Source organism: Ignavibacteria bacterium, assembly GCA_013177855.1.
In the GTDB taxonomy this organism is placed as follows: Bacteria; Bacteroidota; Ignavibacteria; order Ch128b; family Ch128b; genus Ch128b.
In genome coordinates this window covers 1,575,632-1,595,164 of the sequence record JABLYA010000001.1, presented here as the reverse complement: position 1 = coordinate 1,595,164, position 19,533 = coordinate 1,575,632, and the positions used below count along the sequence as shown (strand labels likewise).

Here is a 19,533-nt window from a genome sequence, read left to right as displayed (position 1 = left end):
TCTCAATGATTTCATTCAAAAATTAGCCTTTTTAAAAAGAAATTCAAAGTGGTTTTGCCATTTGAAAAATCTTAAATGACATTTGTCATTTACCGAATAAATCTCTCAATGCAGTTTCAAGATCTTCAAATTCAAATCTAAAACCTGATTCAATTGCTTTCTTTGGAATTACTCTTCCGCCTTTAATAAGGAGCTCAGCCATTTCACCAAATATTATTTTCATTTTCCATTCAGGAATTCGAATCCAACAAGGTCTCTTCAATACTTTGCCGAGTGTTTTACAAAATTCTTTCACTGTAACAACTTGAGGCGAAACAGCATTTATTGGACCAGAAATTGACTTATTTTCAATCACAAATTTGAAAAGTCGAATTAAATCTTTCTCATGAATCCATGGGAAAAACTGATTTCCAGTGCCGAAATAATTCCCAGTGAAAAATTTAAATGGTAACGCCAAAAGAGGTAGAGCACCTCCATCTCGACTCAATACAGTGCTGATCCTTACATTTACCCTTCTCACCTGATATTGATCAACAATGGAAGAAGCCTTTTCCCAATCAACACAAACCTGTCCAAGAAAATCATCTGATGGTGGTGAGTTCTCATCCGAAATTTTGTTTACATCCAGACCATAATAACCAACAGCAGAAGCAACAATAAAACTCTCTGGTCTTTGCGATGATTTTAAAATCAACTCAGCAAGTTTTTTTGTCGTATCAATTCTACTTGAATAGATTTCTTTTTTAACTTTTTCAGTCCATCTGCCGCCTGCAATCGATTTCCCCGAAAGGTTTATAACAACATCAGTATCTTCAATTAAGTTAATTAGAAATTTTTCACTTTCATTCCACGAATAAAGCTCAACATTTGGTAAAGATTGTTTGACCTTTTGAACATTTCTAACAAGTCCTCTGACTTTGTATTCGGGCATTAAGAAACGAGCTAATTTTTCCCCTATCAAACCCGAAATCCCCGCAATTAAAATTTTTCCTGACATAAAAACCTCAGTGCTTTTAAAACAAATTAAATCAGAAATACTGAGAATTCAAGAAATGTGATATGTTTAAGAGTATAAAAATTATAAACAGAAAAAAATAAAGTTCGATTAAAATTCTGGTAAGTAAAGAAATTGCTTTAAAATCAAAACAACAAATCCCAATGAAATAAATTGTTTACAGATAAGTTTTATCACCAAAAAGTCAGAGATTAAAATTAAGATTTGATATCCTTACACATGTCTTGGGATATAAAATAAATAATAGAATTCTGTTCATAATCAATAAGGTTTCAAAACCATAAAAAAGTCAGGGTTAGATTAAAATTGTGGGAATGTACTATTTACTAACCCTGACTAAATTTTTCCCTTTATTTAATTAATACCATCTTCTTAGTTAATACAAAATTATCTGTATGTAATTTGTAAAAATAAATTCCACTTGTGAGCTGTAATGAATTAAATGTAACCTCATAATGTCCCGTTGTCTGTATTTTGTTAACTAAGGATGCGATTTCTTCTCCCAAAATATTATAAATCTTTAAGGAAACCTTAATTGGTACGTTTGTTTCTGGAATTTCGTATTTAATTACCGTGACAGAATTAAATGGATTAGGATAATTTTGATACAGTTCAAATCGGGAAGGGTTTAACTCTTGTTTCAGTCCTGAACTTTGCTCTGTAATTTTTAATAGAAATATATCACTGCTTTGATCTCTTGCCGATCCCGTTCCCGTAATTAAAAAATCACCATCATAAGCCTGACTAACCGAATAACCTGCACCATGAAACTCATGGATTTCTCTTGTCCACAAAGTATCACCATCTTGATTGAAACGTAAAACATATACATAGTTCTGTCTTCGCCCAGCGATGAAATAACCACCATCAGAAGCTCGACAAATGGAAATTCCTTCTGCCGAAGAAACTGATATCCCAAATCGTTTCGTCCATATAGTATCTCCTTTATAGTCAGTCCTTAATACCCAGAGATCACCATAACCTGGAAAAGTAAAGTCCACTGATCCAGTCACTATAAATCCTCCATCATTTGTTTCACAAACATCTTGACCCCAATCAAGTAGAGAACCCCCGTACAATTTTGACCAGAGTGTATCTCCACTCGAATTAAATTTCATAATGAATAGGTCTACTATATCTGGGTAAGATTCCGCTGAACCAGTAATAATAAATCCACCATCTGAAGTTGGATACATTTTATGTGGTTGTGCATCTACTCTTCCTGGAATACCAAATCCTTTTTCCCACTGTCTATTCCCAATCGAATCAATCTTTAAAACATAAACTCTTTTGCCTCCTGGAACATGAGGAGTACAAAGTCCAGTAATCAGAAATCCATTATCAGGTGTTTGATACACTGAATAACCTTCATCAATATGTGAATCAAAATCGCTTGAAATTACCTTAGTCCAAAGTGTATCACCATTTTGATCTGTGCGAATAATATAAACAGAAGGTTTTCTTGGTGGCGGGTAACTAGTTTCATAATAACATCCTCCAACAATAATAAAACCACGATCAGGTAACTCTAAAATCGAACGGCCACGATCACTGAAAGAAAAACCATAAGTTCTTGTCCATAAAGTGTCACCACTTCCATCTGTTCTAATTAACCAGACATCTTTCCAACCAGCTCCGCGCCAGTCAGTTTCTCCAACAATTGCGTATCCACCATCAAATGTAGATATTACACAATTTCCAACATCAAAGTACGGCCATGGACCACCATAAAATTTAGTCCAGAGAATATTTTGTGATAAAACAAGATCTGAGAGAAAGGAAAAAAGACCAATCAAATAAATTATTCTTTTCATTGTCAGACCTCCATCTAATAAAATACTTTTTATTCAAATGGACTAAATAATCATAATACATTCAGTCACAAAAAAATAAGTTATAAAATACAATGATGTTAATATTAACTCTTTATTTGCTTTCACAATTTTGTGAAGATTTAAAGTGGTAGGGTAATATCAAAGAAGGATTTAAAATCTAAATTAAATTTTCAAAAGGAACGGCTTATCGAAACAACTCTATATTATACCCTATCACAAGGTTTCAGGCAAAAAATTATACTTATTTGATTTTTATCTCTTATACAGAACCTCCTTTATTTTAATTGAAAAAAATTTTCTTTCTAATTTCAATGCTCTTTATTTCATTGTAACTGACGATATATCTTAAACTGAAATTCATATCAAAGCTTTGTTAAGCTAAACAAATGGAAAAACTAATCAACATTCCTTTGATTCGAAAAGTTACTGCCGAATTTGATTTTCAAAAACTACTCCCGTATTAAATCAAATGATAATTTAACCCCAACAAGTATTTTTTACTATTTGTAAGCATTATTAAAACCCTTCTGACAATAAAAAATACAAAATCTCAAATTGGATTACTAACCTGCATTTTGTAATAAATTTTCTTTCTGTTAAAAAAGCTAAAACTTAAATTAAAACAAAAGTTGAAAAACTATAGCTTATCATTTTTAACTTCAACATAATTTTTTTATATGCCAAATAATGCATATAATTGCAATCAAAATTTGGATTTATGACGGAATTAACAAAAATATTTAAAGCTTTGTCTGACGAAACAAGACTTCGAATAATCAACCTCTTCATTAAAAGTCAGGAAAAAATTTGTGTTTGTGAGTTAATGGATGCTCTTCAGCTTCCCCAATACACCATTTCAAAAGCATTGAGCATTCTTAGATCGGCTGGACTTTTAATTTTCGAAAAAGATGGATTATGGACATACTACAAACTCAATCCAACAAAAAACAATATTCTTCTTTTTGATTTCTTAAGAGATTTTTTATCAAATGACCTAATGAAAGAGGATGAAAAAAGATTAATGCAAAGATTAAACTTAAGAGAAAATAATCGCTGCGTTATTGGAATTATTCCTGAAACCAAACCTGTAAAAAAGAACTCAAAAAAAGTTAAGAGATAATTCAAAAAAATTTTAATAACAAATTGCTGAGATTAAAATGAACTGGAAAGAAGAATACAAAACTTTTCTACTAATTATGGGCTTTTTTCTCTTTGCTTACTTTATGCCCATTGATAACGAGACATTTCGTAATTCTATAATTGATGCGTTTGCCCTGGCTAAGTGGTATGCACAGGAACATGTGCTTTTATGTCTTGTTCCCGCATTCTTTATTGCCGGGGTAATTGCTGTTTTCATAAGTCAAGCATCAGTAGTAAAACATTTTGGTGCAAAAGCAAAAAAGTGGAAAGCATATCTTATTGCTTCGGTTTCAGGGACAATTCTAGCTGTTTGCTCTTGCACAGTTTTACCATTGTTTTCAAGTATTCATAAGAGAGGAGCGGGTCTGGGACCTGCAATCGCATTCCTTTACTCGGGACCAGCAATAAATATTCTTGCTATTATTTTAACTGCAAGAGTCCTGGGTCTTGAGCTCGGAATTGCAAGAGTTATCGGTGCTGTTTCATTTAGTTTGGTTATTGGACTGATTATGGCCTTCATTTATCGTAAAGAAGAAAAAGAAAGAGCTGATACACAGCTCGCAATGCCAGAAGTTGAAGAACCACGACCACTCTGGCAAACTTCAATTCATTTCTTCATTCTTGTTGCAATACTTGTTTTTGTAAATTGGGGCAAACCACTGGAGACAGAGGGCTTCTGGTATTTTATATATGCGAATAAGTGGTTCATCACAGCATTGTTCGGATTTGGTTTTGCATTATCACTGATATATATAATTGGTGTAAAGAAGTTATATGTATTGTTTGGTGTCGTTGCAGTTATACTATCTGCAATATTCTTTTATAATAATCCAACTATACCTTTTGTAATCGGAGTAGTTGCAACAACATTAGCATTAACTTTTACAGAAGGCGAACCCAATCAATGGCTTGGTGAAACCTGGGGATTTACTAAACAAATTATGCCTCTTCTCGGTGCGGGTGTGCTCGTAGCTGGTTTTCTGCTCGGTTCTGCAGAAGGTAATGGTGGAATTATTCCTAAAGAATGGATCTATAAATTAGTCGGTGGAAATTCTTTATTCTCAAATTTATTTGCATCTGTTACTGGTGCTTTTATGTATTTTGCAACATTGACAGAAATTCCAATTCTTCAAGGATTGATTAACAATGGAATGGGAAAAGGTCCAGCATTAGCTTTACTACTTGCGGGACCAGCACTATCTTTACCAAATATGCTAGTTATAAGAAGCGTTATTGGAACACAGAAAACTGTTGTTTATGTTTCGCTTGTTATAATTATGGCTACAATTAGTGGATTAATTTACGGATCCTTGTTCTGATAGAACTAAAAAGATTTTGTTTTAGATTTTTATAATAGTTTGATCTTAAAAAATTAATTCTTCAAAACTTAAGAGATTGAAAAATATGAAAAAGAAAATTCTCATTCTTTGCACAGGGAACTCCTGCAGAAGTCAAATGGCTGAAGGATTTTTAAAATCATTTGATTCAGAACTTGAGGTTTATTCCGCCGGGACAAAACCTGCTGATAAAGTAAATCCAAAAGCTGTTGCTGTAATGAAAGAAATTGGAATAGACATCAGTCAAAATTATCCAAAAGATGTTGAGCAATTTATAAATGAATCTTTTGACTACGTGATAACAGTCTGCGACAATGCGAAAGAAACCTGTCCGGTATTTATGGGTAAAGTTGGGAAACAATTACATATCGGATTTGAAGATCCAGCTGAAGCAACAGGTACTGAAGAAGAAATTTTAGCTGTCTTCAGAAAAGTTAGAGATGAAATCAAAAACGCGTTTTTCGATTTCTATACAAATGAATTAAAATCTTAAAAACTAAACAGATCAAAAATCAAAAAAATTTGGAGGAAAAAATGCTTGATATAAAAGTTCTTGGTCCTGGTTGTATGAATTGTGAAAAACTCTTTAAACTTTGCAGTGAAGTAATTCATGAAAATAACATAGAAGCAAAACTTGAGAAAGTTGTTAAACCAGAAGAATTTATGAAATATGGTATTATGTTAACCCCTGCGTTAGTTGTAAATAATAAGGTTGTTATTCAGGGAAAAATTCCCACTAAAGCAACTTTAGAAAATTGGTTGAAGAATTTCAATCAATAATCAGTTTCTAGAGTTTATTTTTTATTTATTGAGCATCTTACTAATGCTTATGTAGTCTATTTTTTTTATTTTAGCTACAAGAATTTTCTCAATAACGATGACCCTAAGAACAAATAGACTAAATGATATTTTCGTTGTAGATGTAAATATTCCACGAACAAGTATCTATCTGGCAAATGACTTTAAAGAACTCATTTTCAACGCAATTGAAAACGGAGAAAAATACATAATAGTTGATTTTTCCAAGTGCGAATTCGTTGACAGTACATTTCTGGGAGTACTTGTGATTTCATACAAAAGGCTAATCCCAATTGGTGGGAATATTCATCTGGTTGTTAATAATCAAAATATTATTGCAAGCTTAGATATGACTCGAATGAGTAAAATATTTAAAATCTTTTCAACAGTTGATGAAGCAGTCAACAATTTCACACAAGTTAAAAATTAAATCCAGTCTCTACCACCAAATTTAATCTTATGAAATTACTCTTCTCACTCCTTCTTACTTTTATCCAAATTGCATATTCGCAAAATTGGATAAGAATAGATTCCATTTTTACACCTAATGAAATTCAGGCTATTAGTTTTAGTTCTCCGTTTTTTTGTGATATTGACGGAGATAGCGATCTTGATCTTTTTATTGGAAGCTCATCGTTAAGCAATATCTTATTCTTCAGAAATGTGGGAAGCCCAACAGAACCGAGATTTATTAGAGACGATAATTTACTAAAAGAAGTAAATCTAAAAGAATATCACAACTCCCCTTCTTATCCATTCCTTGCGGATTTAGATGGAGATGGCGACTATGATTTAATTCTAAGTACTTTCAAAGGATTACAATTCTATCGTAATGTTGGTGATAAAAACTACCCAATCTTTTTTAAGATTGACAATTTCTTTTTTGAGGTAAATAAGTTTACCGGTAATGACGCAAAGCCTGCGCTAGTTGATATTGATGGTGATGGCGATCTTGATCTATTCATCGGTATTGGTGAATCTCTTTTTGGCGGACCAGTCGCAGGAACTGTAATTGGATTCAGAAACACAGGTAGAAAAACTTTTCCAAGATTTGTTAGAGATAAAGCTTTAACCACAGGAATTGCAGACCTTGGTTTGAATGCATTTCCTGCTTTTGTTGATTTAAATGGCGATGGAAAGTATGAAATTTTAATAGGAAGAGATCAAAACACTTTTGCTTATTTCATAAATGCTGGAACTAAAAAAAATCCAAAGTGGATTAGACAACCAATAACATTTGGCGACTTCGAAAAGAAATCTTATTGGAAAAATCCGACATTTGCTGATATTGATAATGATGGTGATATGGATTTGATATACGGCTCAGGTGATGGTGAACTTTATTTTTACCGAAACATCGGAACAAGAAAAAACCCGAAGTTTAAACTTGAAGCTCAATTGTTTGAACCGATTAGAATTGCTGGTGGCTCACCTTCAGTTTCTTTTGCCGATTTCGATAAAGATGGAGATTATGATTTATTAAGCGGTGATTATTTAGGTGGATTTCAGTATTTCAAAAATATTGGAAACAAATACAGGCCTGTTTTTAGAAGATCAGCTGCAAGCTTTACATCACTAAAAGTTCAATCTTTCAGCACACCAATTTTTGTTGATTATGACAATGATGGAGATTTAGACATCATTTCTGGTGCACTCGACGGCAGAATTTATGTTTTTACCAACACTAAAAACGGATACATCGAGAATGCAAATCCTTTTAAGAATGTAAGATTTAGAGAAAAAAGTGCACCAGCAGCTGTGGATATTAATAATAATGGACTGACTGATTTTCTATTTTGTAGCGGTTTGCCCAATCAATATTTATTTATGCTGAATCAAGGTAAAGGAAATTTTAAACCAGATAATTCTTTAATTGAAAGAGTAAGTTTCCCCTACGATGCACGACCAACTTTTGCTGATGTTGATCGCGATGGTGATTTTGATCTCATCATCGGTGGAAGAGATGGAAGATTAATTTATTTCGAAAACACTGGAATTGCAGAAAAACCTTACTTCGAATTAAACAGAGATTTATTCAAAGATGTAAAAGTAAAACAAAACTCATCTCCTGGCTTTGCCGACCTTGATGGTGATGGGAGGCCGGAACTTGTAGTTGGTGAATACAATGGAAACTTCTATTACTTTAAAGCAAACTTCCCGCTTAATCTTGTAAACTTTTATGCAAGAGCAAAAGAGACCTTTACACCAACTGAAAGTTCGTTTGATCCATTTGCAAAGGAGCTCGCAATTAATTTCAAAATTTCAAAAGCGAAAGATATTTTTAATCCCTTCAAGCCCGAGTTTGTCTTGATTAATCTTTATGATAATCGAGGTGACTTTGTAAGATCAATTTATTCTGGATTTTTAAGACCTGGTGAACATAATATCAAATTTAATCTTAGAGAAATCGCGACCGAATCAAATTTTTATCTTTATACTATTCAGATTTCAAATGGTGAGTTTTACTGGGGCAAATTTTTCTTCTTAAAGTGAACGAAACTCAAACATTAATTTTTTAATTCATAATTTTTTTTGATGAGTAAATTAGATAGAACGAAAGAATAGAGGTTATTTTCGTTTTTCAATTCATCCTTGTCAAATTTACTTTAAATTGATTTTCAAATTTTCTGAAATAAGTAGCCATTAATAGGTAATAAATTCCAATAAAAGTGAAACTCACTGAACTCGCAATTAACTCTTTATTAACTTCTAAAATTTGATATGAAATCAGGAATGATAAAATTAATATTAGAAGTGGAATTCCATAAAGCAAGAAAACCGTCTTTAAAATTGTTTTCCCACGAACTTCAATTATAACTTTATCACCCATTGATAAATCATATTCGTTTTTTAAAGTGATCGTTTTTATTTCACCGCCCTTACAAAAATCCTTTGTCCCACAATTATCGCAATTACCTGTTTTTATAAGCTCTATCTCAATTTCTTTTTCAGTTACTTTGGTTACAATACCTTCTTCAATTAGAACTTCTTCGACCATCAATTTGCCTGAATAACTTGTTCAACGATTTCTTCTCGATGATTTAATAATTGTAAAGCTTCGGTTGAACATTTGTCAAATGGGATTTTCGAGATGTCAAGTTTATCATAATTAATTACGGCAAGATAATTTACCATTTCAATTCCACCATCAGATTTTCTCGCACAAATTCCACAACCGATGCAGGCATTTTTACAAAATTCCTTTGATAGTTTTGGATCGTCTTCACTTTTGCAGAAAACGAAAACATTTCTATCAATCGGGTGAATTTCAATTATATTTCTCGGACAAGCTTTTGCACACAATCCACAACCCGTGCATTTTTCTTCGATTACAACTGGCAATCCATTATCTGCCATAAACATCGCATCAAAAGGACAAGCTTCCACACAATCACCGCCTCCAAGACAACCATATTGACATAATTTTAATCCGCCCATCAAGGAAAGAGCCGAACAGGAAGTTGGTCCAATGTAAAAAACATTTTTACTTTTTGCAGCTTCATTATCACCACGACACAAAATTCGAGCAACTTTCTTTTCTGCTTGAGATGAATCAATACCAAGGAGTTTTGAAATTTCTTCTCTTGAATCACTGTCGCAAACAGAACATTTAGATAAATCAATTTTGCCTTCAAGAACTTTCGTTGCAAAATCATAGCAGCCGGCAAAACCGCAGGCACCACAATTTGCATTCGGTAACAATTCAGCTATCTGACCAATAAGTGGATTTTCTTGAACTCTTAATTTTTTATCTGCAAAAACAAGTATTGATGAAAACAATAAACCCAATCCACCCATTGTAAAAATTGCAATTGTTAAATCAGCTGTCATCATTTCCTCCACAAAAATTTATCAAAGTTTCGAGATTTATGGATCTGATTTCTTGAATCGACTATAAAAACATAAACATCATCAAGGCTATTAGTTATGCGAATAATCTCTTCGGGTTCAAGTGAAAAAAATCCGGTTGCAAGCGCATCAGCTAATGCACAGTCTTTAGCAATAACAGTCACGCTCATATTTTTTGTAGACGGAAAACCAGTTTCGGGGTCAATAATGTGATGATATCTTCTCCCGTCCACTTCAATAAATTTTTCATAATCGCCCGATGTTGCGATAGAGTAATCTGATAGTTTAACTTTTTCAATTAATTGATTAAGGTTTCTCGGATGTTTTATTCCTATTCTCCAGTTATTGCCAATTACTCGTATCTCTCCGCTCGCATTTACAAGAGCTTTTTCAATTCCATTAGATCTTAATATTTTAATTGCACGATCAGCAGCATAACCTTGAATAATTGCATCGAAGTTTAAAGAGAACTTCTTAAATCTTTCAATTTTATTTTCGCCTGCAATTCGAAGATTTATCCATCCAGAGTTGTTCTTTGAATAATTAATTTCTTCTTCATCAGGAATTAGTTTTGGGTTCTCTGGCTCATCTTTACCATAGCTCACTCTTAAAAGAGAAAAATCTTCGCCTTCAATATATTTTTTCCAGAGTTTTGTTAATGAGCCAATTGATGCGTCGAATTTTCCATTAGTAATATTGTAAACTGAATCACAAAGCTTAATAATTAAAAAAGTCTCATCATCGACTTCAATCAGAGAGGATGTATCCGAATTTACTTCTGCTAAATAACTTTCACTCGAGTAAAATGAATATTTTTTGTCTATTCTTTCAAATTCATCAAAAACAACTTTCATCAAATGATCGGCTGATTTTTCATCATCACAATAAAACTGAACTTCCACAATTGAGCCAAGATAAAATTTACTTTTAGAATAAAGTTTTTCTCCATTTGGTTTATTACTAATCCATAATCCAATCAAAAAAAACAGAATGATTATAAGAGCAAAAAGAATGTTTTTTTTAAAACTTGATTGATTATGCATTGCCAATTCTAATTATAACTTTATTTGGTGCACACACGATATTCTGATTTAAATTCTCAATTAATCCTGAGTGGACACACAGCTTATTCCTGCAAGATGATTCGGTTACAAAAACTTTTCCATCCTGAACTGAAAAATGTATTTTACCCGATGACCCATTAACCGAAATTTGCTTATAAGTTTTGCTAATAGGAATTTCTTCTACAATATCATTATCAACTTCAACAATGACCTTTTTCTCTTTAAACTGAAGAAATTTATCAAGCAGGTTTTCTTTTTTGTACTCACAGATCAATTTATATTTTGCTTGTTGATTTAAAATTTCATCTCGAATAAAAAATAGTTCTGAAATTTCATCAGGTTGATAAATGGAATGTTTATCGTCTTTTAGAAAGATATCTGAATTCAAATTTCCATTGAGAGTTTGAAATATAATCAGACAATCTCCTGAGATAATAATCTCTGAATCTCCATTACATATTCTCTTCAAATCGTTCGATTTATCATTATCACACAATAAATTTTTTGCGAAACGAATTTTCCTTAAACTTTTTACACTGTTGTCGCTTCCTTCATAAGATTCAACTTGATCTAAAAATTTTTGAAGAACAAAATTCAAATAAAGATCATTTTCTGGAAGGAAAGCTGTTAAGTAAATATGTGATCCCTCAGAGTTCTTCACAAAATTGCCGAGTTTTATTCCAGCAGTAAAAGCGACAGTTGATAATCCAGCAAGTTTTAAAAAATCTCTTCTTGAAATCATAATTAACTCCTTAAATAATTCCGGCAAAACCCATAAATGTTAAAGCTAAAAGTCCAGCAACAATTAAAGTTATTGGAGCACCTTGAAAAGGTTTGGGGACATTTGCTAATTCAAGTTCTTCACGAATTCCAGCCATAATTACAAGTGCGAGAGTAAAACCGCTGCCAGCTCCGAGAGCGAAAATCACACTTTGAATTAAAGTATATTCTCTCATTGATGCAAAAAGAGCCAATCCAAGAATTGCGCAATTGGTTGTTATTAATGGAAGAAAAATTCCAAGTGCACGATAAATTGCCGAGCTGACTTTTTTAATTACCATTTCAACAAATTGAACAAGCGACGCAATCACAAGAATAAAAGAAGGGATTGTAAGAAACTCAAGATGATAAGGAATTAAAATCATATGATTAATCAGCCAGCTTACAATAGCAGTAATTGTCATCACAAAAATCACCGCAAGCCCCATCGAAACAGCGGAAGATATTTTGCTCGATACTCCAATGAAAGGACAAATTCCAAGAAAATACGAGAGAACAAAGTTGTTAATCAGAGCAGCACTTAAAAAAATTATAATTAATTCCATCCATCACCTCACTTTATCACTTCGTTTGAAAAACTTGTTCTTTTGATTTTTCTTTTTCCAGTTTGTATAAGCATTTGCAAATCCAAGCAGCAATCCAAGTGTGAGGAATGCACCAGCAGGTAAAATCATTACCATCCATGTTGAAAATCCATCTGGAAGAATTTGAAAGCCGAAGACACTTCTTGTTCCTAAGATTTCTCTGATGCTTCCAAGAACGAGAAGAGCAAGAAGGAATCCTGTCCCATTTCCAAGAGCATCTAAAAAAGATCTAAGCACATTGTTTTTTGATGCAAAAGCTTCAGCTCTACCCAGGATAATGCAATTCACAACAATCAAAGGAATGAATGGTCCGAGTGCTTTGCTTAATTCTGGAAACTTGGCTTTCATCACGAGGTCAACGATTGTAACAAATGTGGAAATAATTAAAATGTAAGTTGCAATTCTAACCTGATTTGGAACAATCTTTCGTACACTTGAAATTATCACACTTGAAAAAATCAAAACAAAAGTAGTTGCCAGTCCCATTGCCAGACCATTGATTGCAGAAACAGTTACAGCCAGAGTTGGACACATTCCAAGAATTTGTTTAAAGATAGGATTAATATCCCACAAACCTTTTAAAAATTCGTAATGTAAACTGACTTGCTTTTTCATTTCTGAATTCCATTGAACTTCTTCAACTTACTAATTGCATCATTTACAATTCTCACAACTGCTTTGGAGGAGATAGTTGCACCAGTGATTGCCTGAACCTCATTATCATTTGAAGGTTTTTTACCTTTCCCAACTTGAATTAATGGCTGAGTATTCAAATTCTTAAATCGATTTTTGAAATTGTCTTCAGTAATGAGTGAACCGAGTCCTGGAGTTTCTACTTGTTCAAGGATTTCGATAGCCTTAATGCGATTTAAATCTTTATCAATTCCAAAGATTAATTTAATTGTTCCTTGAAATCCATTGCCTTCACTTACAACTGCATAACCAATTGAGTTATTATTTTCATCGAACACTTCAAAAACATCTATCTCATCAATTTTTAATTTTTCATATCGTACGCCACTTTGTTGAACAAGAAAGATAGCTTGCGAAATTGCTTTGATTCTATTCTCTTCAATTAATGGTTTAGCCCAGTTATTTACACTTGATAAAACAAATCCCGAGACAACAGCAGTAAAAGTTAAAACAAGAATAATTTGTAAAACCTTTTTCATCACTTCATTCCAAATGGTTTTGGAAGCGTATATCTATTAATTAATGGAACAAATGCGTTCATAAAGAGAATTGAATACATTACGCCTTCAGGGACTCCGCCAAACAAACGAATGATTATAATAACAAGCGAAATTCCAAGTCCATAAATCCACATTCCTTTAGAAGAGATTGGAGAAGTTACATAATCAGTTGCCATAAAAAATGCACCCAACAAAAAGCCGCCGGCAAAAAGATGAAAGATTGGTGGAGGATATTTTGCTGGATCAATCAGATTAAATATTCCACCAAAAAGAAAAATCCCAATAATCATCGCAAGAGGAATTCTATAATTAACTATACCAATTAAAATCAAAAATATTCCGCCAGCTAAAATTGCAATTGCCGATGTCTCGCCAATACATCCACCAACATTTCCTACAATCAAAGGTTTTAATTCAGTTAAAACTCTATCGTACTTAAATGCAGCAAGAGGAGTTGCTGAAGTTACAGCATCAACAGAATATGCTGGCTTTGTCCAGGTTGTGATTTCAACTGGAAAAGCTGCTTGAAGAAACGCTCTACCAGCAAGAGCAGGATTAAAAATGTTATATCCTAAACCGCCAAAAACTTGTTTACCAATTCCTATTGCAAAGATTGCCCCGATTGCAGTTGCACTCAACGAAAAATTCGGTGGAAGAGTTAAAGCTAAAAGCAATCCTGTTAAGAATGCACTTCCATCGCTGATGGTTATTTTTTGCTTTGTAAATTTTTGAATTAAGAATTCTGTCAAGATAGAAAAAATAATTGCTGTCAAAACTATTACAAGTTGATAAGCTCCAAACAAAATAACTCCAGAAATCAAACATGGAAGTAAACTTAAATTGACCAGCCACATCACCTGAGAAGTTGAAAATTTCGAATGCAAGTGCGGTGAGGTTCGATATTCAAAACTATATTTTGTTTGCTTCTCATCCATAGTTTTTCAAAAATTATAATTTTATTAAACCTTATTTTTCAAAGCCCATTGTTTTCCCAATCTTAACCACTGGACAAGCGGAATATATGCTGGACAACTATAAGCACAAGTTCCGCATTCCATGCAAAGCGAAACGTTGAGTTTTGCTGCTTCCTCAAATCTTTTCTTCTGAATTAATCTCACAAGTCGAGTAGGAGTAATATTCAATGGACACACACTTACGCAAATTCCACATCTTAAACAATTAGTTTCTGGAATTTCTTTGACTTCTTCTTCAGTTAAAACAAGAATTCCCGATGTTGCTTTTGTCACAGGAATTGATAAGTCAAACTGAGCAAAGCCCATCATTGGCCCGCCAATTACGATTCTTTTTGCATCATCAGTCAAGCCGCCGCAAAATTCAACCACATCCTTGATACTTGCTCCAATAGGTACTATTAAATTTTTTGGATCTTTAATTCCTTTTCCGCTAACTGTCAGATAAGCATAAATTGATGGAATTCCTTTAACAACTGCATCATAAATCGAGACGGCAGTTCCAACATTCTGAACAATCACGCCAACATCAAGCGGTAATTTTCCTGGAGGAACTTCTCTGCCAAGCACCGCCTTAATTAACATTTTCTCAGCGCCTTGAGGATACTTTGTCTTAAGAACAATTAATTTGATTTGCGGATAATTCGATAGAGCTTCTTTTAACTTTTTAATTGCTGCGGGTTTATTGTCTTCAATTCCAATCACACCATTGTTAACATTCGTTGCTCGCATAATCAAAAGAAGACCTTTAATCACATCATCAGTTCTTTCAAGAATTATTCGATAGTCACGAGTTAAATAAGGCTCACATTCACAAGCATTTAAAATTATATGATCAATTTTCTTGTTTGCTGGAGGAGATAACTTTACATATGTCGGAAACGCAGCTCCGCCAAGTCCAACAATTCCAGCTTCACGAACTCTTTGAATTATTTGCTGGGGTGAAATTGAATCGTAATCAAGCGGTTGTAAAAATTCTGTTTCATTTGAAGAGTCAGACTTAATTTGAATTGATGATATTTGAAATCCAGTTTGTAAAAATGTCTTGGTGATTGATGAAACAATTCCCGCTGTTGGACTATGAATTGGTGCAGAAATAAATCCGTTTTCAGCAGCTATTAATGTTCCGATTTTTACCTTATCATTTTTCTTAACAATTGGAATTGATTCCTTCCCTAAATGTTGTGAAAGAGGAATCGAAATTTCAACAGGATTTGGTAATTTCTCAAATGCTTTATCTTTAGTTAATTCTTTATACTCTTCAGGATGAACACCGCCTTTAAATGATTTTTTAATTGAGATTAGCATAGATCATTAAAAATTATTGGTGTGACTTTTATTCGAATGCAAAAATTTTTTAATCATTAACGATTAATTTTAATAGTCGACTGATTAAATCACATCCTATGCCAGCAAAAAGCTTTGAAAATAAAATTTAATCTTTATTCTGAAACAGCTTTTTTTAATTTTATTTCACAATTGAAAAAATTAATTCTTAGTTATGCGAGTAAGTCACTCTTGTAATCAATTAACATTCATTTATTAATTATTTGAGAGATCAATTTCATTCGTTGATTCATTAGCCAATTGAATGCTATGATCACATTTCAGAAAAGTAAATTCGTTAGATAATAAAAATTCTTTTCACACTTAGAATTTTTAATCTTTAATTGAAAGGAGTTTATTAATTTTTAATTTTCACATACATACGTATTCACTTCAAATAAAACTTCTTGCCAAAAAACACGCAATAAATTTTTCTAAATTTGTAGTAAATAAAAGAGAGGAATTATTGAGATGAAGTACAACAAAATCAAAGTGCCCACTGAAGGTGAAAAAATTACAATTCAGGACGGAAAACTAAATGTGCCTGATAAACCAATTATCCCTTTCATTGAAGGAGATGGAACCGGTCCCGACATTTGGCGAGCAGCCCAATATGTATTTGATAAAGCAGTTGAAAAAGCTTACGGTGGAAAAAGAAAAATTGTCTGGATGGAAGTTTATGCTGGTGAAAAATCAAACGAAGTCTATGGACCAAACACCTGGCTTCCCGACGAAACTCTTGAAGCCATTAAAGAATATTTAATTGCAATTAAAGGTCCAATGACAACTCCTGTTGGCGGTGGAATTAGATCAATTAATGTTGCATTAAGACAGTTACTTGATCTTTATGTCTGCTTGAGACCAGTTCAATATTTCCCTGGCGTCCCTTCGCCTGTCAAACATCCTGAACTTGTTGATATGGTAATTTTCAGAGAGAACACAGAAGATATTTACGCAGGAATTGAATGGGAAGCAGAATCACCTGAAGCAAAAAAAGTCATTGAATTTCTACAAAACGAAATGGGCGTAAAAAAGATTCGTTTCCCCAATACAAGTGGAATTGGAATTAAACCAATCTCACGAGAAGGGACAGAAAGACTTGTTCGTGCTGCAATTAATTACGCAATTAAAAACAATCGAAAAAGCGTTACACTCGTTCACAAAGGCAACATTATGAAATTTACTGAAGGTGCATTTAGAAACTGGGGTTATGCTCTTGCAACAAGAGAATTTCGTGATCAAGTTGTAACTTGGGATGAATGTCAGGGAAATGTTCCTGAAGGAAAAATCTTAATTAAAGATGCAATTGCCGATAACTTCTTACAACAAATTTTAACTCGCCCTGCCGAATACGATGTGATTGCAACGATGAACTTAAATGGTGATTATATTTCCGATGCATTAGCCGCTCAGGTCGGAGGAATTGGAATTGCACCAGGTGCAAATATCAATTACGAATCGGGTCACGCAATCTTTGAAGCAACTCACGGAACCGCTCCAAAATATGCAGGACTGGATAAAGTAAATCCTTCGTCTGTAATTTTATCTGGAGAAATGATGTTTAGATATATGGGCTGGACGGAAGCTGCTGATTTAATCATAAAAGGAATCAGCGGTGCAATTGCAAGCAAACGAGTAACTTATGATTTTGCCCGATTGATGGAAGGCGCAACTGAAATTAAATGTTCTGAATTCGGTAAGAACATAGTTGATCATATGTAATTTGTTGATTTAATTTATCCTTTCTCTGCTTCTAAAGAGTGGAGAAAGGATTTTTTGTTTTTTTATTAAAATTAAAAAGCACTCCCCTTTTCAATCAAAAGATTTAATCATAGACAGAATTTTTATACTTGATAAAATCTGATTGATCGTAAATTTCTCTCCAAATTTTCAGAAAATTGAGAATGTTTATTAATTCACCATTGATAATAAAAATATTTTAAAATTCAGTTTTTCACAGCTAATGTTAATAGGTCGCTCCGATAGAGCTTTGATATTTTTTGTTTGGTTCTTTCTCTACAAATAGGTCGCTTCCAAGGAAGATTTTTTAAGTTCAATAGAAAGAAGATCTATCTAAATGATTTTTTATTTCAAAGTAAACCATAAAAAAATGAAATAATTAAAACAAACTTGAAAGAAATAAAATAGCGTTGTTCTATTTTCAGAATAAAAATGATAAAACTAAAAATGTGTAATCGCGTTGCGATAGACTCTTTGTATTCAAAAAATTACTAAGCCCGAAAAAAAATTAAAGTTGCGCAGCAACGACCTCCCTGTAGAAATAATTATGTGCCGCATAAAAATTAAATCCAGAATGGATGAAATTATTATAGAAAAAACCTTTACACATAAAAAACAAAAAATATAAAAACCCCGCAGGGGTTTAATGTGAATAGCCCCCAATCGGATTGGGGGTAAATGAGAACAAAAACCCACAGAACCCCAAAGGGGTTCAATTATAACAGAATTTGTTCTAAACGATCTTAAAAATTCAATTGCAGAACAGACATCAAAAAATTTTGAAATTCACATTCAACCCCTTCAGGGTTGGAAACATCTTTTGACAATATTTCCCCGAGTGCAACTCGGGGTTAATCATATTCAACTCCTTTGGAGTTGATGTAAATCAATCAGAAAAAGATATTGATTTATTTTTGATTAATTGAAAATTAAATCCAGAATGGATGAAATTATTATAGAAAAAAACAAGCACCCATAAAAAAATCCTGAAGGGATGACATTATATTCGTCGGGGCTAAGGTTGACAATTCCGCTGTCATACTGAGTTCATCGAAGTATTACAGCGATCAAACATAAAATATTCTTTCAGGTCATCCTTCGACTGACCTCAGGATGCCAATTCTTTGTCAGGCTGAGCCAGTCGAATCCTGACAGCAATGAAATTTAAAACATTCTTTTGTGTCATCCTTCGTCGGGGCTCAGGATGACATTCCCTTCGACAAGCTCAGGATGACATTCCCTTCTTTGTCGTACTTAGTTCATCGAAGTATGACAGCAATTAATTTCTAAAAGCTCAATCTAAGGCAGAGCTTGTCAAATATTCAAACAAACGTTTTTAAAAATTGTTGACAATAAAAATATTTAATTTGTTTCAGAAACATTGGCTGTAACAATAAGACCAATACAAAAAACATATTTAAGCATTTTTAAATATATCAGCCGCTTTCATATATACTTAACGCTTATTTGTTTTTTAAAAAAAAATAAAATATATTTGTTTGGATTTTGTTTAGGAGATATAATATGAAAAAATTTTTCACACTCCTTTTATTATTCATATCCTATTTTAATTTATTATCTCAAGAAAAAATTACTGAAGGCGTTTTGTTTGTAGGTACATTTGGTGTTGATGAAAACGAAAAGGTTAAATATTTTCTTGAAAGTGAAAGAATTACCTGGATTAATCCATCTGACACTATTTTTTCAATTACTAACGACTCGAGTTTAATTAACAGTGAATTAGAAACTACTGGGATCAGTAATAATGATCCATCGAAATGGAACTGCTGGTTTTCTTATAGAAGTGGTTATTCCCCTGTAATCACATATGGATTTTATAAAATAATTAATTCAAAAAATAACAATCTTTATTTTTATCTGGACACAAGGGATTGTAGATG

Annotated in this window: 18 protein-coding genes; 7 read left to right on the top strand and 11 right to left on the bottom strand. The window is 32.9% G+C overall.

Annotation, left to right across the window (positions count from 1 at the left end):
• Positions 1–85: 85 nt before the first annotated feature.
• Both HPY57_06625 and HPY57_06620 read right to left on the bottom strand, forming a co-directional pair.
• Positions 86–997, bottom strand: coding sequence for a TIGR01777 family protein (locus HPY57_06625; protein ID NPV11447.1), 912 nt, complete (start codon positions 995–997; stop codon positions 86–88).
• A gap of 368 nt (positions 998–1,365) precedes the next feature.
• The gene (locus HPY57_06620) at positions 1,366–2,829 is read right to left on the bottom strand and encodes a T9SS type A sorting domain-containing protein (protein ID NPV11446.1); all 1,464 of its coding nucleotides are present in this window, start codon (positions 2,827–2,829) and stop codon (positions 1,366–1,368) included.
• Positions 2,830–3,568: 739 nt separating this feature from the next.
• Here HPY57_06620 and HPY57_06615 point away from each other — a divergent pair.
• From HPY57_06615 to HPY57_06590, 6 genes are all read left to right on the top strand, one after another.
• Positions 3,569–3,970, top strand: a complete 402-nt coding sequence (locus tag HPY57_06615; protein ID NPV11445.1) for a metalloregulator ArsR/SmtB family transcription factor — start codon at positions 3,569–3,571, stop codon at positions 3,968–3,970.
• Between the two features lie 37 nt (positions 3,971–4,007).
• Entirely contained in the window at positions 4,008–5,309 is a 1,302-nt protein-coding gene (locus tag HPY57_06610) for a hypothetical protein (GenBank protein ID NPV11444.1), read from the top strand.
• Between the two features lie 85 nt (positions 5,310–5,394).
• Positions 5,395–5,820 (top strand): arsenate reductase ArsC, encoded by a 426-nt coding sequence (locus HPY57_06605; protein ID NPV11443.1) that lies wholly within the window; start codon positions 5,395–5,397, stop codon positions 5,818–5,820.
• A 41-nt stretch (positions 5,821–5,861) separates the two neighbouring features.
• On the top strand, positions 5,862–6,107 hold the full coding sequence (locus HPY57_06600; protein NPV11442.1) for a thioredoxin family protein: 246 nt from the start codon (positions 5,862–5,864) through the stop codon (positions 6,105–6,107).
• A gap of 97 nt (positions 6,108–6,204) precedes the next feature.
• Entirely contained in the window at positions 6,205–6,555 is a 351-nt protein-coding gene (locus tag HPY57_06595) for an STAS domain-containing protein (protein NPV11441.1), read from the top strand.
• Between the two features lie 29 nt (positions 6,556–6,584).
• Positions 6,585–8,618: a VCBS repeat-containing protein gene (locus HPY57_06590; protein ID NPV11440.1), complete on the top strand. Its 2,034-nt coding sequence runs from the start codon at positions 6,585–6,587 to the stop codon at positions 8,616–8,618.
• An 88-nt stretch (positions 8,619–8,706) separates the two neighbouring features.
• Here HPY57_06590 and HPY57_06585 read toward each other — a convergent pair whose 3' ends face one another.
• Genes HPY57_06585 through rsxC form a run of 9 tightly spaced genes read right to left on the bottom strand, consistent with a single transcriptional unit; the run spans position 8,707 to position 15,874 of the window.
• Positions 8,707–9,126: a SoxR reducing system RseC family protein gene (locus tag HPY57_06585; GenBank protein ID NPV11439.1), complete on the bottom strand. Its 420-nt coding sequence runs from the start codon at positions 9,124–9,126 to the stop codon at positions 8,707–8,709.
• Positions 9,123–9,956, bottom strand: a complete 834-nt coding sequence (locus tag HPY57_06580; protein ID NPV11438.1) for an RnfABCDGE type electron transport complex subunit B — start codon at positions 9,954–9,956, stop codon at positions 9,123–9,125. Before HPY57_06580 ends, HPY57_06585 begins: the two co-directional genes overlap by 4 nt.
• Positions 9,956–11,017, bottom strand: coding sequence for an FAD:protein FMN transferase (locus HPY57_06575; protein ID NPV11437.1), 1,062 nt, complete (start codon positions 11,015–11,017; stop codon positions 9,956–9,958). Before HPY57_06575 ends, HPY57_06580 begins: the two co-directional genes overlap by 1 nt.
• Positions 11,010–11,780 (bottom strand): twin-arginine translocation signal domain-containing protein, encoded by a 771-nt coding sequence (locus tag HPY57_06570; protein NPV11436.1) that lies wholly within the window; start codon positions 11,778–11,780, stop codon positions 11,010–11,012. Before HPY57_06570 ends, HPY57_06575 begins: the two co-directional genes overlap by 8 nt.
• A gap of 10 nt (positions 11,781–11,790) precedes the next feature.
• A complete protein-coding gene (gene rsxA / locus HPY57_06565) occupies positions 11,791–12,363 on the bottom strand; it encodes an electron transport complex subunit RsxA (GenBank protein ID NPV11435.1) in 573 nt (190 codons plus the stop codon).
• A gap of 3 nt (positions 12,364–12,366) precedes the next feature.
• Positions 12,367–13,017 (bottom strand): electron transport complex subunit E, encoded by a 651-nt coding sequence (locus HPY57_06560; protein ID NPV11434.1) that lies wholly within the window; start codon positions 13,015–13,017, stop codon positions 12,367–12,369.
• Entirely contained in the window at positions 13,014–13,574 is a 561-nt protein-coding gene (locus HPY57_06555) for an FMN-binding protein (protein ID NPV11433.1), read from the bottom strand. The genes HPY57_06560 and HPY57_06555 overlap by 4 nt, the downstream gene beginning before the upstream one ends.
• Positions 13,574–14,530: an RnfABCDGE type electron transport complex subunit D gene (locus HPY57_06550; protein NPV11432.1), complete on the bottom strand. Its 957-nt coding sequence runs from the start codon at positions 14,528–14,530 to the stop codon at positions 13,574–13,576. Before HPY57_06550 ends, HPY57_06555 begins: the two co-directional genes overlap by 1 nt.
• Positions 14,531–14,554: 24 nt before the next feature.
• On the bottom strand, positions 14,555–15,874 hold the full coding sequence (rsxC, locus tag HPY57_06545) for an electron transport complex subunit RsxC (protein ID NPV11431.1): 1,320 nt from the start codon (positions 15,872–15,874) through the stop codon (positions 14,555–14,557).
• A gap of 489 nt (positions 15,875–16,363) precedes the next feature.
• Between rsxC and icd the strand changes: the two genes are divergently transcribed.
• On the top strand, positions 16,364–17,614 hold the full coding sequence (icd, locus tag HPY57_06540) for an NADP-dependent isocitrate dehydrogenase (GenBank protein NPV11430.1): 1,251 nt from the start codon (positions 16,364–16,366) through the stop codon (positions 17,612–17,614).
• Positions 17,615–19,533: the final 1,919 nt, after the last annotated feature.

Coding starts and splice junctions, on each gene's coding strand:
- HPY57_06625 (NPV11447.1), bottom strand. CDS start 997: ATGTCAGGAAAAATTTTAATTGCGGGGATTTCGGGTTTGATAGGGGAA.
- HPY57_06620 (NPV11446.1), bottom strand. CDS start 2,829: ATGAAAAGAATAATTTATTTGATTGGTCTTTTTTCCTTTCTCTCAGAT.
- HPY57_06615 (NPV11445.1), top strand. CDS start 3,569: ATGACGGAATTAACAAAAATATTTAAAGCTTTGTCTGACGAAACAAGA.
- HPY57_06610 (NPV11444.1), top strand. CDS start 4,008: ATGAACTGGAAAGAAGAATACAAAACTTTTCTACTAATTATGGGCTTT.
- HPY57_06605 (NPV11443.1), top strand. CDS start 5,395: ATGAAAAAGAAAATTCTCATTCTTTGCACAGGGAACTCCTGCAGAAGT.
- HPY57_06600 (NPV11442.1), top strand. CDS start 5,862: ATGCTTGATATAAAAGTTCTTGGTCCTGGTTGTATGAATTGTGAAAAA.
- HPY57_06595 (NPV11441.1), top strand. CDS start 6,205: ATGACCCTAAGAACAAATAGACTAAATGATATTTTCGTTGTAGATGTA.
- HPY57_06590 (NPV11440.1), top strand. CDS start 6,585: ATGAAATTACTCTTCTCACTCCTTCTTACTTTTATCCAAATTGCATAT.
- HPY57_06580 (NPV11438.1), bottom strand. CDS start 9,956: ATGACAGCTGATTTAACAATTGCAATTTTTACAATGGGTGGATTGGGT.
- HPY57_06575 (NPV11437.1), bottom strand. CDS start 11,017: ATGCATAATCAATCAAGTTTTAAAAAAAACATTCTTTTTGCTCTTATA.
- HPY57_06570 (NPV11436.1), bottom strand. CDS start 11,780: ATGATTTCAAGAAGAGATTTTTTAAAACTTGCTGGATTATCAACTGTC.
- rsxA (NPV11435.1), bottom strand. CDS start 12,363: ATGGAATTAATTATAATTTTTTTAAGTGCTGCTCTGATTAACAACTTT.
- HPY57_06560 (NPV11434.1), bottom strand. CDS start 13,017: ATGAAAAAGCAAGTCAGTTTACATTACGAATTTTTAAAAGGTTTGTGG.
- HPY57_06555 (NPV11433.1), bottom strand. CDS start 13,574: ATGAAAAAGGTTTTACAAATTATTCTTGTTTTAACTTTTACTGCTGTT.
- HPY57_06550 (NPV11432.1), bottom strand. CDS start 14,530: ATGGATGAGAAGCAAACAAAATATAGTTTTGAATATCGAACCTCACCG.
- rsxC (NPV11431.1), bottom strand. CDS start 15,874: ATGCTAATCTCAATTAAAAAATCATTTAAAGGCGGTGTTCATCCTGAA.
- icd (NPV11430.1), top strand. CDS start 16,364: ATGAAGTACAACAAAATCAAAGTGCCCACTGAAGGTGAAAAAATTACA.